The organism is uncultured Senegalimassilia sp. (assembly GCF_934632265.1).
Taxonomy (GTDB): domain Bacteria; phylum Actinomycetota; class Coriobacteriia; order Coriobacteriales; family Eggerthellaceae; genus Senegalimassilia.
Genome location: NZ_CAKTYH010000002.1, coordinates 1 through 15,868, shown reverse-complemented (window position 1 = coordinate 15,868; position 15,868 = coordinate 1). Strand labels below are relative to the sequence as shown.

Below are 15,868 nucleotides of genomic sequence, written 5' to 3'. Positions count from 1 at the left end.
CTAGATGTCCAAGAATCTAACGTCGCGAGCGTGCTTCTGGATGAATTCCTTGCGCGGCTCGACCTGGTCGCCCATAAGCTCGCTGACCGTGCGCTCGGCCTCGGCGGCATCGTCGATGCTCACCTGCAGAAGCGTGCGGGTGGCAGGCTCCATGGTGGTTTCCCACAGCTGCTCGGGATCCATCTCGCCCAGGCCCTTGTAGCGCTGCACGTCGAACTTCTCGGAACCGCCCATTTCCTCGAGCTCGCGGCTCAGGCTGTTCTCGTCGTAGATGTAGCGCTCGATCTTCGTGGAGCGGGTGTTCTTCTTCTTCACGCCGAAGATGGGCGGGCATGCGATATAGACATAGCCGCGATTAATGAGCTCGGGCATGTAGCGATAGAAGAACGTCAGCAGCAAGATGCGGATGTGCGCGCCGTCGACGTCGGCATCGGTCATGATGATGATGCGTTGGTAACGCGCCTGATCGGCGTCGAAATCCTCGCCGATGTTCGTGCCGATGGCCGTGATAAGCGAGCTGATGGTGTCGCTGGAAAGGGCGCGATGCAAGCCTGCACGCTCGACGTTGAGGATCTTGCCGCGCAGCGGCAGGATGGCCTGGGTCTTTCGGTCGCGCGCCTGCTTGGCGCTGCCACCTGCGGAATCGCCCTCTACAATGAAGATTTCGGACTCTTCGGGCTTTTTAGACGAGCAGTCCGCCAGCTTGCCCGGCAGGGCGAACGAGTCGAGCACGCCCTTGCGGCGCGTCATCTCGCGGGCCTTGCGGGCAGCCTCGCGGGCCTTCAGGGCCTGCGTCGCCTTGCCGATGATGCGCTTGGCCGGGGCGGGGTTCTCCTCCAGGTACTCGGCCAAACCCTGCGTGACGGCGTTTTGGACGAGCGGACGGATCTCGGAGTTGCCGAGCTTCGTCTTCGTCTGGCCCTCGAACTGCGGGTCGTGCAGCTTCACAGAGATGACCGCGGCCAAACCCTCGCGCGTATCGTCGCCGGAGAGGTTGTTATCCTTCTCCTTCAAGATGCCCTTGCTGCGCGCATACTCGTTGATGGTACGCGTGACGGCCTGTTTGAAGCCGTCGAGGTGCGTACCGCCCTCATGCGTGTTGATATTGTTAGCGAAGGCCATGACGGAGTTCGCGGAGAACGACGTGGACCACTGCATGGCCACCTCGACCGTGCCGTCGACGCTTTCGGCCTCGAAGTAGATGGGCTTGTTCAGCGTTTCGCGACCCTCGTTGAGGTAGGTCACGAAGTCGATGATGCCGCCTTCGTACTGGAAGACGTCGCTATGCGGCTCGGGCGAGGCATCCGACACGATGAGGCTCGAGTTGGCGCGCTCGTCGGCCAGCGTGATCTTCAGGCCCTTGTTCAGGAAGGCCATCTCGCGGAAACGGGCGGCAAGCACGCTGTAGTCGTAGATGGTGGTCTCGGTGAAGATCTCGGGGTCGGGCCAGAAGGTCACCGTGGTGCCGGTATGGTCGGACGTGCCCACCTCGTGCAGCTTCTCGCAGGTTTTGCCCTGCTCAAAGGCGATCTGGTATTCCTTGCCGTCACGGCGCACGTTCACCTGCACGCGCGTGGACAGCGCGTTCACGACCGACACGCCGACGCCGTGCAGGCCGCCGGACACCTTGTATCCCTCGCCGCCGAACTTGCCGCCGGCATGCAGCACGGTCAAAACGACCTCGACCGTGGGGATCTTCTCCTTAGGGTGCTCGTCGACCGGGATGCCGCGGCCATCGTCGGAGACGGTGATGGAGTTGTCGGGGTGAATGGTCACCTCGATATGGCTGCAGTAACCGGCCAAAGCCTCGTCGACCGCGTTGTCCACAACCTCGTAAACCAGGTGATGGAGACCGCGCGGGCCCGTGGAGCCGATATACATGCCAGGACGCTTGCGGACAGGCTCAAGGCCTTCGAGGACTTGAATGTCCGAGCCGTCGTAATGATCAGGTTTTGCTGCCACTGACACGCTCCTCTAGTATTGAATGTTTCGATTCCGGATGGTTCTGGAACCTAGTAATACTACCACAACGCGTCTTGGCACCGGGGCTCTCCACGGCCTTTACAGGCCTTCAGATGCCTTCTAAGGCATGATTTTCGATTTACAGACCACTTTTGCCGTTTTTTGAGCGCCCTGGCTTTTCACTTGCCTCCAAGGCTTTCAGGATGGATTCCCTGAGGCGCCTGTCCTCAACGCCGGCGGCCTGCTCGCGCAAGCGGGCCGCGGCCTCGGAGCTGATAAGCGGCTCCGGGGTGCGCGAGGCCTGGGCCGCCTGCTGCGCGGCGCGCGCGGCCTCTTCGCGAAACGGGTGGCGGGCCTTCATATCGAAGCGGGCAGGCTTGATGGAGAACAGGGCCACATGCTCGCCCTGCTCGTTGAGGCGGATCTTCAGCATCTCTTGGCGGGCATCGATATCCGAGCGGATCATGGCGTCATCGCAATACACCACGAGCAAGGTTTTGCCCGCGGGCACGCGCGCGGCCATAGGGTCGTTGGCTTGCTCGGGCTTCATGATGTAGATGCCGTTGGTATGATCGAGCACGAGCGGCGCGGAATCGCGATAGACGGCCTCCACCGCGTTTTTCCAACGCACGTGCACCTCTGCAACGCGTTGGGAACGCGCGGCTTGGGCGCCGGCGGCGCCAAGGTTTCGCAGCAATTGCTGCAGCCCGCTGCCAAGATCGGCCATCATTCACCTTCCTTCCGCTCAAGAGGCAAGCGCACGACGCGCGCCGCGGCGAGCAGATCCTCGTCGAAATACGCCAGGTTCGCCGTGGTTATGAACGTTTGGATATCCCCTGAGACGAACTTCACCAGCGCGCGTCGGCGCTGCTCATCGAGCTCGCTCATCACATCGTCGAGCAGCAGCACCGGTTGCTGGCCCAGAAGATCGCAGATAAGCGTTACCTCGGCCAGCTTGAAGGCGAGCACCGCCGAGCGCTGCTGCCCCTGGCTTCCGTAAACGCCCACTGGACGGCCTTCGACGAAGAACTCGATGCGGTCGGAGTGAGGTCCCGCCAATGCGCGATGCCTGGCGCGCTCCTGCGCCATCGAGGACGCAAGCGCAGCGGCGAAGCGCTCGCGAACCTCGTCGCGATCGAGCGTTTCGCCGGCATCAAGCCATTCGCCCTCCGCAAGCCACGACGGCGCATAGCGGGCCGACAGCTTTTCCCTGTTCCCCACGATCTCGGCGTAATAGCTTGCCATGGATGCCGCCAGCTTCCCGAACAAGGCCGCGCGGTAGCACACCAGCTGGGCGCCGCAGGTGACCATCAGGTCGTTCAAGCTTTCCAACAAAAGCGGCGACGCCTCGTCTTTCAGCAACGAGTTCTTATGGCGCAGCACCTTGTCATAGTCTCGACGGATCAGATAATGATTGCGCGAGAGCTGCGACCCCACGGCATCGAGCGCGTTGCGGCGCGTAGTGCCCGACCCCTTTGCGAGGTTCAGGTCGTCGGGAGTGAACGTGACCGAGGGGATGACGCCCTTCAAATCCGCCGTCCGCTTCTGCTTGCCGTTAAGGGTGAACCGACGTTTGCCTTCCTCGATGGTCAGCCCTAACTCCAGCAACCGGTTCTCATCCGCGACGGTTGCGCGCAAGCGGGCAAAGGCGGCGCCGTCGCGCACAAGCTGCACCCCAGTGGGGTTTCTGAACGACGTTTGCGCTGTCAGCAGCTGGATTCCCTCAACGACGTTGGTCTTGCCGACGGCATTGGGCCCCACCAATACGGTCAAGGGCCCGATATCGTTCAAACGGAAATGCTCATAGCTGCGAAAATCATCGATCGCAACGTCTTTGATACGAAGGCTCATGCAACGCCTTCGTTGCTAGGAGATGCGCACAGGCATGACCAGGTACAGGAAGTTCTCGCCTTCGCCTGCCTTGAAGATGCCCGGCTTCATACCGGACTGGACCTCCAGGAACACGTCGTCGGTGTTCACCGAGCCCAAGCCATCGAGCACGTATGCGTAGTTGAAGGCGATCTCGACGTTTTCGCCCTCGCCCTGGCATGCCAGCGTCTCCTGAGCGCTGCCCACATCTTGAGCGGCTGCCGAAAGCTGCACGGTCTGGCTTTCCACGTCGATGGCGAACTTCACCGGCGAGCTTTGCTGACCCAGGATCGAAGTACGCTTCACGCCGGAAACAAGGTGGCTCACGTTAAGGCGCACGCGCGTCGCATAGGAATCGGGCAGCAGCTGACGGTAGTTCGGGAAATTGCCCTCGATACGGCGGTTGATGAACACGGTGTCGTGATAGGTGACCACGATCTGGTTCTCAGCCAAGGCGATGGTCAACGGGTCGTCCGTACGCGTCAGGGAAGCAAGCTCCTGCAGGAAGGAACCGGAGATAACGGCCTGGAAGCCCTCGGCCGCGGGCTCGCCGAGCTGCGCCTCGGTGATGGCAAGGCGATAAGAGTCGGTTGCAACCATCTTGAGCGTTTCGCCCTCGAACGTGATCAGCACGCCCGTGAGGATGGCGCGGCTCTCATCCTTGGATACCACGCGAGCCACGCGCTTGACCATGGATGAGAACTGAGAGAACGGGATGGAGATGGCCTGCTGCGTATCAACATGAGGGAATCCCGGGAAATCCTCGGCATCCAGCGTCTTGATGGAGAACGAGGAGGCGTCACACGTGATGACGGCGGAATCCTCGCCCGTCTCAACATGCACGGCGGCATCGGGCAGGTTCTTCACGATATCGAAGAACAGCTTGCCGGGGAATACCGAGCGGCCCTCCTCTTCCACCAACGCAGGGATGGTGAATTGAATGGACAGCTCCAAGTCGGTTGCCTGCAGCGTCAGGTTGTCGTCATGGGCATCAAGGTAGATACCCGAAAGAATGGGCAGCGTGGAACGGGTGGCAATGCCTTTGAGCACAACGGCAAGCGCATCCTGCAGTTCCGATTGGTTGATGCTGAATTTCACTGGCTCCTCTTTCCTTTTATGTAAGACGTTGCTTCATGATAGATGGTTCATGCAGCGTTGTTATTTATCTTCAATGCTTTTCTTTTAATAATAGGTTTTTGAATAGTAGTAATAATAAACGCGGTGGAAATGTTGAGAACTCGCAAAACCCCATGTCATGCTTGAAAAGTAATTCAACCTTGAATGTGGGTTGCTTGTTCTCATAATCCACCATGATTATTGACTACATTATCTTTCCCCTTGAACTCGATGGTTTTCGCCATGTTTTGCGTTGTTTATCCCCATGTTTCCCCAACTCCTTTAAAACGCCTGTTCATCGGGGGTGTTTCACGTGAAACATTGGGAATCTGCTTGATGGCGGCATGCTACAGCTCGCGAATGATCTGCCTCAGCGCTTCCATCTCCTCACGGGCTACGCGGTTCTCCTTCATCTTCGCCTCGATGTTGCCTACCGAATACATGATGGTCGAGTGATCCCTGTTGAACTTCTTCCCGATGTCCCCGTAAGGGATGTCGAGCAGCTGTCGACACAGGTAGATGGCGGTTTGTCGCGCGTGGGTGATGTTACGCGTTCTTTTCTTGCCCACGATATCGGCATGGCTGATCTTGAAGAAGTCCTCCGTCACCTTCAGGATATCGTCTGCGGTGAGCCTTTTGCTGGGACCGCCTGAGAAGTGGTTTTCCAGCAGCTTGCGCACGTCGGCCACGGTGATGTCCGAGCCTTCTTCGCACTTCATCTTGACGATGACGTTGGTCACCGCGCTTTTCAGCTCTCGGATGTTCGATCCTGAGCTTTCAGCGATGCATACCTGGACGTCCTCGGGCATGTTGATGGGTCCGGATTGCTCCATATCCTCGTATTCGCGGATGAAGCTTTTCACGATGCTCAGCTTGGTTTCGATCTCGGGTGGTTGGATATCGAACGTGCCGCCGGAGTTGAAGCGCGTCTTGTAGCGCTCGTCGATGTCGATGTTCTTCGGCGCGCGGTCGGCGGAAAGCACCACCTGCTTGCCTTGACTTGTCAGCTTGTTGAATATCTGGAACATGATGTCGAGCGTTTGCTTCTTGCCCTGCAGCTGCTGGACGTCGTCGACAAGGAGGACGTCTGCTTCCTCGTAGTACATCTTGAAGTTCTTGAAGCTGGACTTCTCGGTGTCATGCGCCGCGGATGCGTCCATGTAGTCCTCGAGCAGCTCGTTCGAGTCCTTGTAGACCACCTGAAGGTTCGGCATGTTGCTGTTGATGTAATTCTGGATAGCCCGGAGCAGATGCGTCTTGCCTAGGCCCGACCTTCCGTAGATGAACAGCGGGTTCAGATGCGGCTTGCCCGGGGTTTCGGCGACGGAAACGGCCATGGAGTACGCCATGCGGTTCGAATCGCCGATGACGAAGTTCTCGAACGTGAGCGTCGAGGTGACGGAGTTGTTTGGCGTGGGCTGGCCGGTTTCGCCGCCGTCGGCCGGGATGGCCTGCGGGACGGGTTCTTGCGGGGCATTGGCGATGGGCGCCGCAGCGGCCTGCTGCTCCGGTGCGTTTGCGGGAGCTGCGATGGAGGTGGCGGTGATTTGCTGCTCCATTGCAGTAGCCGGCGTTGCAACCGAGGCGGACGCCGGGGCTGCCGGCTGGCCGGGGTTGGGCTGCGCTGTCGTTTGGACCGGCGTCGCGGCCGGCGTTTCGGTTGTCAGCATCGTTGCTGCGGGGGCGGCAGCTTGCGGTGCGGCGGGGTTGGCTGCTGCCGTAGCGGTGGTTTGCGCTGCCGGTTGCAGCGTGGGCGCGGGCGCCGCGGTCGGTGCGGGCGCGGTTGCAGGATTGGCCGCCGCAGCCGGTGCGGGTGCCGGTGCGGGCGCGGCTTGCGGTGCGGGCGCCTGCGATTCGTCGATGCCGATGAGCACGTCGAAAGGCACCCCGCGAATCTCTTCGAGGGCGCGCTTGATGTGGTCGATGTAATGGCGCTCGATGTAGTTCTTGATGAATTCCGTATTAGCGGTCAGCATCATGAACCCGTCGCTTGCGGCCTGGGGAAATAGCTGGCTGAACAGCGCGTCTACCTGAGGGCCTATGATCCCCTCGTAGCTTTTGACGCGGCTGCATACCTCCGCCCATAGCTGATTGATTTCTTCCGTGTTCATAAGCAGGCCTTCGATCATGCGCGTTCAGGCGTGTTCGCCTTGCGCGGTTTCGGTTCGTTGAAAACTGATTGCCGCTGTGTTTTACAGCAGCTGCGCAACCTGGATGCCCAGGTTCGTGAGCATGCGCTTTTTGCCGGACATTTTCAAAAGGCCGATACCTTCCAGCTTTTTCAGCGTGTTATGCACGCTCGATTGCGCCGCTCCGGTCAGTTTGACCACGTCCGACACGCCTAGCACTCCTTCTTTCAGGTAGATGACGAGGAAGTCCTTTTCGCGCTGGGACAGGGACGCGATGATCGGCTGCGCATCCACCGGCGCGGGCTGGATCTGCGGCTGCTGCTGCTGCATTTGCTGGCCGTAGGGGTAGCCCATCGGTTGCTGGACGGGTGCTTGCATGTAGCCCTGCTGAGCAGCCGGCGCGTATCCGGGCTGCGCGAACTGCTGCGGGGCTGCGTATGCCATCTGCGGAGCCTGCTGGTATGCCTGCATAGGCGGCTGGGCCGCAAATCCCGGTGCATATTGAGCCGAAGGCTGAGCGTATGCGGGCTGGGCATTGTATGCGGGTTCGTGATTCTCGTCGGCGATTCGATAGCGCGGCGTCGAAGGTTCCGAGTACTCTGCGTCCTCGTCCTCCTCGACGTGGTCGATCTCCAACTCCTTGGGCAGCTGCGGATTGCTGCCGTTGGCGCTGATGGTGACTACCGATCCGGTGCCGAGGTTATCTTCGATGCTGATGGTCCCGTGCGTGAAGTCGAGGTATTCCTTCACGATGGGAAGCCCCGATCCTACGCCGCGGATGTAGCTTTTCATAGGCTCGATGGCAGAGGTGAATCCAGGCAGCTGCGCACGGTCTTTGCATGCGATGCCCGGTCCCTGGTCCGCGAAGCGGATGGTGCATCCGTGGTCGAGGATGGATACCGTGGCTTCCTGGAATCGTGCATGTATGAAGTTTTCCGAAACCTCGCGGATAACCGTGTAGGGAATGGTGCCGCCCGCCGCTTGCGATTGCTGGTATACGTTCGTTGCCAGGCTTTCGATGAATTCGCCGGTGGGAGCAGGCTGGATTTCGGTGACGCGCGGCGCGCTCAGCAAGTTGTCGTATAGGGCGATGCGCGCAACCGAATTCACGTGAGTGAAGTCGAAGCCCTCGTCGTCGTTGTTTTCAGGCGATTCCTGATGCTGTTCTTGCTCGCTCATCTGCGCTTTTACCGCTTTCCACATTCGTCGTTTTCCAAAGTTTTACACATTTTCGGGAAAAATCCTTGAAAAGTGTACCCTCTTTTCCCATCGAATTCCATTCAACTGGGCAAATTCCTGAATCGAATGTGGAAAAATCACTATTGAGTGAAAGTTTTTCACAACGATGAACTCATGGTTTCCTATGTTTTCCACTTTCTATTCAAAGATTGTTGAAAAGCGGAATGAAAACTTGAATAACCGTGAAAAACAGCGGTGTAAAAGTTTTCAGCATTGTTGAAATTCATAATCGTTCCGGCAGGTTTCGGCAGCTTTTTTCAACTAATGCGAGGGCTTGGCGGGAGGATTCGGAAAGCACCAGGTCAGTTGCTCATTCCGATGAGAAGCAACCTTACGACGCTTTGAGAAACGCTAAAATGCCTGGTCAGGTACGTGTTGAAAACTATGCAAGCGCTTAATTGCCTGGTCAAGCGCTTGCCTGCTTACAGTTTTCAGCACCTCGAAAACAAAGGTTTCGAAGTTTTTCCACAGCGATTTTCGAATGAATTCCAAGTTTTCAACGTTTTCCACAATCGTTGGAAACGGCTGGTGCGGAGAAGGTCGCTTTTTCAGCCGCTTGTTGCGGGTTTCAGGGCGCATTTCCTGCTTTTCGCTGGCATTTATCGGCCGTGATGCCTGTTTTGTTGGATTCCGCTTTATTAACAGCCCTGGTTTTCCACTTCCCGTCTTTTTACGTCAGCGCTGGAGATATCCCCGTTTGTTTTTTCGCATGTTAGTAACTTTGAAATTGCCGAAAAAGATACCGCCACTAGATGTTGCGACCTATGATTCCCATCCCCCAATGAATTGTTGAAAACAGCGTTTTGCAATACATCGTCAATGTTGTGGAAAACTTTGTGTTTTCGCAGGTGGGCTTTCATAATGTGGGTATCTTGTGCATCGGCTGGCATATATAGGTAAAAACCTTTTGACACTCGTGCCGTTCCGGTTATACTCAACAAGTTGCTCTAAACCATGAAAGGGAAACGATATGAAGCGCACCTATCAACCTAACACTCGTAAGCGTGCCAAGTGCCACGGCTTCCGTGCCCGCATGGCAACCAAGGGCGGCCGCAAGGTTCTGGCTGCTCGCCGTGCTAAGGGTCGTAAGCGTCTCTGCGTGTAAAGAGTATTCGATTGGAGACTATCAAGTCCAAAGCGGACATCTCCGATCTGTTCTCTAGCGGAAAGCGCCTGCGTACACCGTACCTTACGCTCATAGTGTTACCAGCGAAGCAGCACGGCCTTCACGGTCGTGTTGCTTTTATTGCAGGAAAAAAATCCGGTAACGCTGTATGGCGTAATAGCGCAAAGCGTCGAATGAGAGCGGTTTGCCATGAGCTGGGCGGCCCATTCCCGAATCTCGATGTGATATTTCTCGCGAAGTCGGGTATTTGCCGCGCTAAGTATAGTAAAGTGCTCGAAACATGCGACGAAGCGTTGAAACGCGCTGGAATTCGGTAGGGTCTGATTGGAATGAAGAAAGGTTTCGGAAGCATACCGTGCAAGGTGGCTATGTTTCTCATTACCTTTTATAGGGCGGCAATCTCGCCAATGTTCCCATCGTGCTGCCGTTTTACCCCGACGTGCTCGGAATACGGGCTCATCGCGTTTCAGCGGTACGGTTTCGCAAAGGGCTTAAGGCTGACGGTAAAACGTATTCTACGGTGTCGACCTGGAGGGCCGCACGGCTACGATCCCGTTCCGTAAGGGCGGGGCTTCGGCCGGCGGCTTTTTGTCGGTTAAAGGAAGGAAAACCATAGTATGTGGGAAGTATTCAAGAACTGGATATTTGACATCATCCAATTCTTCTTCGGCTTCTGCCAAGACTGGGGCTTGGCCATCATCATCGTGACCATCATCTTCCGTGTGCTTATCTCCCCTCTGATGCATAAGCAGACGAAGTCTTCTTATCAGATGCAGAAGGTTCAGCCTCTGATGCAGGAGATTCAGACGAAGTACGCCAACGACCCGCAGCGTATGCAGGAAGAAATGCAGAAGCTGTACGCTGATGCCAAGTTCAACCCCTTGGCCGGCTGCCTTCCCATGCTCCTGCAGATGCCTATCTTCATCGCTCTGTTCCAGGTGCTGCGTGAGATGCCCAACTACTTGGGTTCCGATGAGGGCTACCAGTTCTTCAACCTGGTTCCCAACCTGGTTATGACGCCGTCCGGTGCTGTTGCCGGTGGCTTCGGCACGTTCCTTCCGTACCTTATCCTCATGATCGTGTTCGCCGGCGCAACGTTCCTGCCTATGATTTTGATGCAGATGGGCCAGAAGGACAATCCGCAGCGCAACCAGACCATGATCATGGCTGGCGTCATGAGCTTGTTCATGCTGTGGATCAGCTGGAGCTCCCCGGCTGGCGTTCTTCTGTTCTGGGGCGTTTCCTCCATCATCGGCGTGTGCCAGCAGCAGATCTCCATGCGCCTCATGAAGAAGCGCGATGCGGAGAAGGAGGAGACCATCGAGGTGAAGCCGATCGAGGTCGACGTCACCCGTAAGGCTAAGAAGCCGCGTCCGAAGAAGAAGGATACCTCCAAAAAGCACGCTTAATCGATTTTACGTAATGGTGCGCGGTGTTTCACGTGAAACACCGCGCACTGTGGTTTTTAGTTCTAAGGAGCTGCAAATGGCAGAAGAAGAGAACGTGGAATTGACCGCAGAAGAGGCTCAAGACGCCCAGGTCGAACAGGACGGCATCAGCGACGAGGATCTTGATCGCATCGCGGATACCGCTATCGCAACCATCCAGGATATCCTGAAGCACTTCGATGTCGGCGAGGTCACCATCGACGAGTATGAAGGCGATGAAGGCGAGCTCATCCTCGACATCACCGGTGATGACCTGGCCGTGCTCATCGGCCGTCATGGTAAGACCCTTGATGCGCTGCAGTTCTTGGTGTCGGCTATCACCGTTCGCACCATGGGATTCCGCTACCCCGTTATCGTGGACGTGGAGGGCTACAAGAACCGCCAGCGCGAGAAGCTGGAGTCCATCGCCCGCAACGCCGCCGCCAAGGCCGCCAAGCAGCATCGCAGCGTGAAGCTTCGCCCCATGACTCCTTATGAGCGCCGTATCGTGCACATCGCCCTCCGCGACGATGAGCGTGTTGAGACGGCGTCTGAGGGTGAGGGTTCTGCTCGCCATGTTGTCGTTGTTCCGCTCTAAGCGGTTGCTTCCGTTTAGCTTCTGGCTGATATCGCAAGACTGTATGAGGTCGCATCTTCGGATGCGGCCTCTTTGTTTTTCAAGGGGTTCACATGCTTGGCGCCCAATATGCTGCACGAAGGGCTAAAGTATGTTTCACGTGAAACAACAGGACAGAAGGAACAGTTCATGCACGAGGACTTGCTCAAGCGACATTTGGAGTTGGTTATCGAAGCCAACAAGACCACGAACATCACGCGCATCTCTTCTTGGGAGGATGGCATGGTGCTTCATGTGCAGGATTCCCTGCTTGGCCTTGATGCTCTGAATGCTTGTCCCGAAGGTCGCTATGCTGATATCGGAACGGGTGCTGGCTACCCTGGCATTCCGCTTGCCATTGAAACCGGCAGGCCTACGTTGCTGGTCGATTCCGTTCAGAAAAAGGTTCAGATTCTTGATGGCTTCATCGAGGAACTCGGGCTTACCAACGTTTCCACGTATGCTGGCCGCATCGAAGATCTTGGACGCGAGCAGGCTGGGCAATTCGCGGCGATCAGCGCTCGAGCGCTCTCGAAGCTGTCTATTCTGCTGGAGCTATCTTCCCCGTTGCTGAAGATGGGCGGACGCCTCATCTGCTTCAAGGCCCTTGTCGAGCAAGACGAGCTTGATCATGCTCGTGTTGTGGGCAAGCAGGTTGGCATGGAGTTGGTCGATAATCAGACCTATGAGCTTGATGACTATAGTCGTAGGATTTTGTGCTACGAGAAGGTTGCCAAGCCGAAGCTTAAGCTTCCCCGCCGAACCGGTTTGGCTCAGAAAAAGCCGCTGTAGCGATATAAGCCGTTCCCGATATTGTAGGGGCGGCTTTTTTCTTATCGAGGTTTCGTTGATTTCCGTTCAAAAGCCCCCATTGTGGGTCGGGCTTTTATACGCGCGAAACGAAACACGGTATACTAGCGTCTGAAACCATGAAAGGGGGTTCCTGTGGGATTTTTCGACGGCCTCAGGAAAGAAAAAAAGCAAGCTGAGCCGGTTCAGCAGGAACAACGCGTACAGGAAGATACCGTTGAGGACGAGATTGCCATCGACCACATCGAAGTGGTGGAGCGCGACCCTCACAGCTCACCTGCGCCCGAGCCGCAGCCTGTTGAATCTCGCCCCGAGATCGAGCCTACGCCCATTCGCTCGTACCGCGACAAGAAGCCGGTAAAGCACGTGGTCGGTCAGACGAAGATCATGGCGATCATCAACCAGAAGGGCGGTGTGGGTAAATCCACTACCGCAATCAACCTCTCCGCTGCTCTCGGTGAGCTTGGTAAGCAGGTTCTTCTTGTAGACCTTGATCCTCAGGGCAATTCCTCAAGCGGATTGGGTGTTGAGAAGAGCCAGGTGCAGAATTGCATCTACGATGTGCTGCTTAATGATGTTCCCGTTGAGGAAGTTATCATCCCCGATGTCTGCGAAGGCTTGGATTTGGTTCCGGCAACCATCAACCTTGCTGGTGCTGAGGTCGAGCTGGTTTCCGAGATGGCGCGTGAGAACCGCCTGAAGGATGCCGTCGGATCTCTTCGAGGAAAGTATGATTACATCTTCATCGACTGTCCCCCTTCTCTGGGTCTGCTGACGGTTAACGCCTTGGTTGCCGCCGATAAGCTGCTTATCCCCATCCAGTGCGAGTTCTATGCACTGGAAGGTGTGACAAAACTCCTTGATTCAATGAAACGTGTCAAAACTCGTCTGAATCCTACGCTAGATATCTACGGTGTGCTTATGACCATGTATGACGGTCGAACCACGCTGTCGCGTCAGGTGGTAGAGGAAGTGCGCAGTTATTTCGGGCGATTGGTATTCGAAACGCTGATTCCCCGTACCGTGAAACTTTCCGAAGCTCCTAGCTTCGGTCAACCGATAACCCTGTACGACCCTTCGGGCAAAGGCGCTCAGTCGTACATGAGTCTTGCTAAGGAAGTGATAGCCCGTGGCTAGGAATGGTCGTGGTGGTCTTGGTCGTGGTTTGAACTCGTTGCTGGGCGGTGCCTATGAGGAGGCCATTCCTCAGGAGGAGCCGCAGCGCGTACGCGTGGACAATGATCAGCCGCAGCAAAAGCAGCCCCAGCCTGAGCGCGAAGTGATTCGTGAAACCGTTCCTGCGCAGAAGTCTCCCGAGCCTCGGACGGCCCGTGAGACGGTCCCCTCTTCCTATGAAGAGCAGGAGCCTGAGTCTATCGTCGATAACGGCGTCGAGGTTACTATCAAGGGAGTTGCCGAGCGTGCGGCGCGTCCTGCTGTCCAGGAAGTTGTCGAGCGTACGGTGGTGCCTTCTGCCTCTGCACAGAGCGACGGTGATGATCAGCCTCGCGAAGTAAATGAAGTCGATATCAACGCCATCGCCCCCAATCCCGACCAGCCTCGCACGAATTTCAAGCGCGAGGAGTTGGAGGAGCTTTCTGCTTCCATTCAGAAAGACGGGCTTTTGCAGCCTATTCTGGTGCGTCCGCTTGAGGGCGGTACGTATCAGATCATCGCCGGCGAGCGTCGTTGGCAGGCGTCGAAGCTGGCAGGTTTGCAGCAGGTGCCTATCCGCGTCAAGGAAGCTAGCGATGACAAGGCTTTGGAGTTGGCGCTCATTGAGAACATTCAGCGTTCCGACCTTAATCCCATTGAGGAGGCGTACGGCTATCGCCGCATGATGGAACGTCTGAACATGACGCAGGCCGAGGTTGCTCAGGCTATGTCGAAGGGCCGTTCCACGGTTGCGAATGCCTTGCGCCTGTTGGAGCTTCCCGAGGAGGCTCAGCAGCTGCTGTTCGAGGAAAAGATCACTGCCGGCCATGCGCGCGCCATTCTCTCCATTCCCACGAAGGAGGGCCGTGAGCGCCTGACGCGTAAGCTGGTGGAGGAAAAGCTGTCCGTTCGCGAAGCTGAGGCGTTGGCGCGTTTGTTCTCCGGCAAAAAGAATGAGAATGCCAAGCCGAAGACTCCGATGCCGAAGGAATACCGAAAGGTTGCCCGTACGCTTAAGGATGTTTTGGATACGCCGGTAAAGGTGAAGTCCGTCAACGGTAAGAATAAGATTGAAATCGAATTTAAAGACGAAGATGATCTTGAGCGTCTGTTCAAGGGTATTCTTGCTTCGAACCTCGCATAACGGGATGCTGGTTTTCGAGTAAATCAAACGAGCCGACGTTTTTGAACTGCATCCCAAAACTTGGACGGCTTAAATAGAGACTACGCCGCGAAGGACTGGCTCCGGAACTCCTCCGGGGTCAGTCCTTTCAGCTTAACCTGGCGCCTTCGGGTGTTCCAGTGCGCCACATAGGCGTCAAGATCAGATTCGAAGGACTCGAAGTCGGGCCATGTCCGGCCCCGGAAGAACTCGTCCTTGATGTGGCCGAAGACCTGCTCGGTCGCCCCGTTGTCCAGGCAGTTTCCCTTGCGCGACATGCTCTGCGTTATCTTCGCCTCCCTCAGGCGGCCCGTCCATGCCTCGTGCTGGTACTGCCAGCCCATATCGGAGTGCAGGACCGGCGTCGCCCCCTCGGGCAGCTTCGCCAGCAGCCGGTCGAGCAGGGCGAGCTGCTGCGCCATGTCCGGGCTGGTCGATGTGGACCACGCCACGATCTCCTTGCTGCCGAAGTCGTACACCGGCGCGAAGTACGCCTTGCCCCAGGGCTGCTTGAACTCCGTGACGTCGGTGCCCATCTTCTGCCACGGAGCGTCGGCGGAGAAGTCTCGCCCTATGACGTTCTCGAACGTCTCGCCCACGACGCCCTTGTACGAGTTGTACCTATGGTGGTCGGTCTCGCGGCGGATGCCGCAGCGGATCCCCATCTCCCGCATCATCTTGAGCACGGTCTTGTCGGCGATGCGCGCGCCCAGCTCGGCGCGCAGGCACATGGCCACCTGCCGGTGGCCGCAGCCGTTCGGCGTGCGCGAGAAGATCTCGGCCACCGCGCCCCGCAGCTCCGGGCGGGTCGGCGTCGCCGGGTGCGACAGCGCGTAGTAGTAAGTGGACCTCTTGAGGCCCGAGCATTCGAGCAAGTGGCGCAGCTCCGCGCCTTCGGCCCGCAAGCTTGATACTGCTTCGGCCTTCGCCCTGGTCAGAGACCGTCCCGCTCTACCAGGGCGCGCAATTTTTTTAGGTAGGCGACCTCTGCCTCGAGCCTGCGGCAGCGCTCCTCGAGCTCCTGCTCGCGGGTGAGCTCGCGCGGCTTGGCCTTCGCGCCCTTGGGCCTGCCCTTCGGCTTGGGCTTGAGCGCCTCGGCCCCGCCCTTGCGGTAGAGCCTGCACCATCGGTCGAGCGGCGCCAGCGACATGACCCCGAACTCGCGCATGGCGTCCTGCCTGTATTAATGCCAATATAAATTGCACCACCCACACCAACGCATGACACCGACGGCACCAATGCAGTTGCGCCGATCGC

Annotated in this window: 17 protein-coding genes; 8 read left to right on the top strand and 9 right to left on the bottom strand. The window is 57.4% G+C overall.

Annotation, left to right across the window (positions count from 1 at the left end; genetic code table 11):
- The 7 genes from gyrB to Q0H50_RS00195 all read right to left on the bottom strand — a co-directional run bounded on the left by gyrB (window position 1) and on the right by Q0H50_RS00195 (window position 8,894).
- Window positions 1-1,962 carry a DNA topoisomerase (ATP-hydrolyzing) subunit B gene (gyrB, locus tag Q0H50_RS00225; protein ID WP_294418124.1) on the bottom strand — a complete coding sequence of 654 codons (1,962 nt, stop codon included), beginning with the start codon at window positions 1,960-1,962 and terminating at the stop codon, window positions 1-3.
- Between the two features lie 139 nt (window positions 1,963-2,101).
- Entirely contained in the window at window positions 2,102-2,692 is a 591-nt protein-coding gene (locus Q0H50_RS00220) for a hypothetical protein (protein WP_294418123.1), read from the bottom strand.
- Window positions 2,689-3,813, bottom strand: coding sequence for a DNA replication/repair protein RecF (gene recF, locus Q0H50_RS00215; RefSeq protein WP_294418122.1), 1,125 nt, complete (start codon window positions 3,811-3,813; stop codon window positions 2,689-2,691). The genes Q0H50_RS00220 and recF overlap by 4 nt, the downstream gene beginning before the upstream one ends.
- A 15-nt stretch (window positions 3,814-3,828) precedes the next feature.
- The gene (dnaN, locus tag Q0H50_RS00210; protein WP_294418121.1) at window positions 3,829-4,929 is read right to left on the bottom strand and encodes a DNA polymerase III subunit beta; all 1,101 of its coding nucleotides are present in this window, start codon (window positions 4,927-4,929) and stop codon (window positions 3,829-3,831) included.
- A gap of 365 nt (window positions 4,930-5,294) precedes the next feature.
- A complete protein-coding gene (gene dnaA / locus Q0H50_RS00205) occupies window positions 5,295-7,058 on the bottom strand; it encodes a chromosomal replication initiator protein DnaA (protein WP_294418120.1) in 1,764 nt (587 codons plus the stop codon).
- Between the two features lie 81 nt (window positions 7,059-7,139).
- Entirely contained in the window at window positions 7,140-8,255 is a 1,116-nt protein-coding gene (locus tag Q0H50_RS00200; protein WP_294418119.1) for an ATP-binding protein, read from the bottom strand.
- Window positions 8,256-8,666: 411 nt separating this feature from the next.
- On the bottom strand, window positions 8,667-8,894 hold the full coding sequence (locus Q0H50_RS00195; RefSeq protein WP_294418118.1) for a hypothetical protein: 228 nt from the start codon (window positions 8,892-8,894) through the stop codon (window positions 8,667-8,669).
- A 391-nt stretch (window positions 8,895-9,285) separates the two neighbouring features.
- Between Q0H50_RS00195 and rpmH the strand changes: the two genes are divergently transcribed.
- The 8 genes from rpmH to Q0H50_RS00155 all read left to right on the top strand — a co-directional run bounded on the left by rpmH (window position 9,286) and on the right by Q0H50_RS00155 (window position 14,593).
- Window positions 9,286-9,420 carry a 50S ribosomal protein L34 gene (gene rpmH, locus Q0H50_RS00190; protein WP_042432297.1) on the top strand — a complete coding sequence of 45 codons (135 nt, stop codon included), beginning with the start codon at window positions 9,286-9,288 and terminating at the stop codon, window positions 9,418-9,420.
- 11 nt (window positions 9,421-9,431) lie between these two features.
- Entirely contained in the window at window positions 9,432-9,758 is a 327-nt protein-coding gene (gene rnpA, locus Q0H50_RS00185; protein ID WP_294418117.1) for a ribonuclease P protein component, read from the top strand.
- Between the two features lie 12 nt (window positions 9,759-9,770).
- Window positions 9,771-10,004, top strand: coding sequence for a membrane protein insertion efficiency factor YidD (gene yidD, locus Q0H50_RS00180; RefSeq protein WP_081468857.1), 234 nt, complete (start codon window positions 9,771-9,773; stop codon window positions 10,002-10,004).
- A gap of 54 nt (window positions 10,005-10,058) precedes the next feature.
- The gene (locus Q0H50_RS00175) at window positions 10,059-10,850 is read left to right on the top strand and encodes a YidC/Oxa1 family membrane protein insertase (RefSeq protein ID WP_294418116.1); all 792 of its coding nucleotides are present in this window, start codon (window positions 10,059-10,061) and stop codon (window positions 10,848-10,850) included.
- 76 nt (window positions 10,851-10,926) lie between these two features.
- The gene (locus Q0H50_RS00170) at window positions 10,927-11,466 is read left to right on the top strand and encodes a R3H domain-containing nucleic acid-binding protein (RefSeq protein ID WP_042432302.1); all 540 of its coding nucleotides are present in this window, start codon (window positions 10,927-10,929) and stop codon (window positions 11,464-11,466) included.
- A 168-nt stretch (window positions 11,467-11,634) separates the two neighbouring features.
- On the top strand, window positions 11,635-12,276 hold the full coding sequence (gene rsmG / locus Q0H50_RS00165; RefSeq protein ID WP_294418115.1) for a 16S rRNA (guanine(527)-N(7))-methyltransferase RsmG: 642 nt from the start codon (window positions 11,635-11,637) through the stop codon (window positions 12,274-12,276).
- A 405-nt stretch (window positions 12,277-12,681) separates the two neighbouring features.
- The gene (locus Q0H50_RS00160; RefSeq protein ID WP_366936606.1) at window positions 12,682-13,431 is read left to right on the top strand and encodes an AAA family ATPase; all 750 of its coding nucleotides are present in this window, start codon (window positions 12,682-12,684) and stop codon (window positions 13,429-13,431) included.
- Entirely contained in the window at window positions 13,424-14,593 is a 1,170-nt protein-coding gene (locus Q0H50_RS00155) for a ParB/RepB/Spo0J family partition protein (protein ID WP_294418113.1), read from the top strand. The genes Q0H50_RS00160 and Q0H50_RS00155 overlap by 8 nt, the downstream gene beginning before the upstream one ends.
- 80 nt (window positions 14,594-14,673) lie before the next feature.
- Here the strand turns inward: Q0H50_RS00155 and Q0H50_RS00150 are convergent, their stop codons facing one another.
- Window positions 14,674-15,579 carry an IS3 family transposase gene (locus tag Q0H50_RS00150; protein ID WP_294418150.1) on the bottom strand — a complete coding sequence of 302 codons (906 nt, stop codon included), beginning with the start codon at window positions 15,577-15,579 and terminating at the stop codon, window positions 14,674-14,676.
- Window positions 15,546-15,779 carry a helix-turn-helix domain-containing protein gene (locus Q0H50_RS00145; protein ID WP_294418112.1) on the bottom strand — a complete coding sequence of 78 codons (234 nt, stop codon included), beginning with the start codon at window positions 15,777-15,779 and terminating at the stop codon, window positions 15,546-15,548. Before Q0H50_RS00145 ends, Q0H50_RS00150 begins: the two co-directional genes overlap by 34 nt.
- Window positions 15,780-15,868 lie beyond the last annotated feature (89 nt).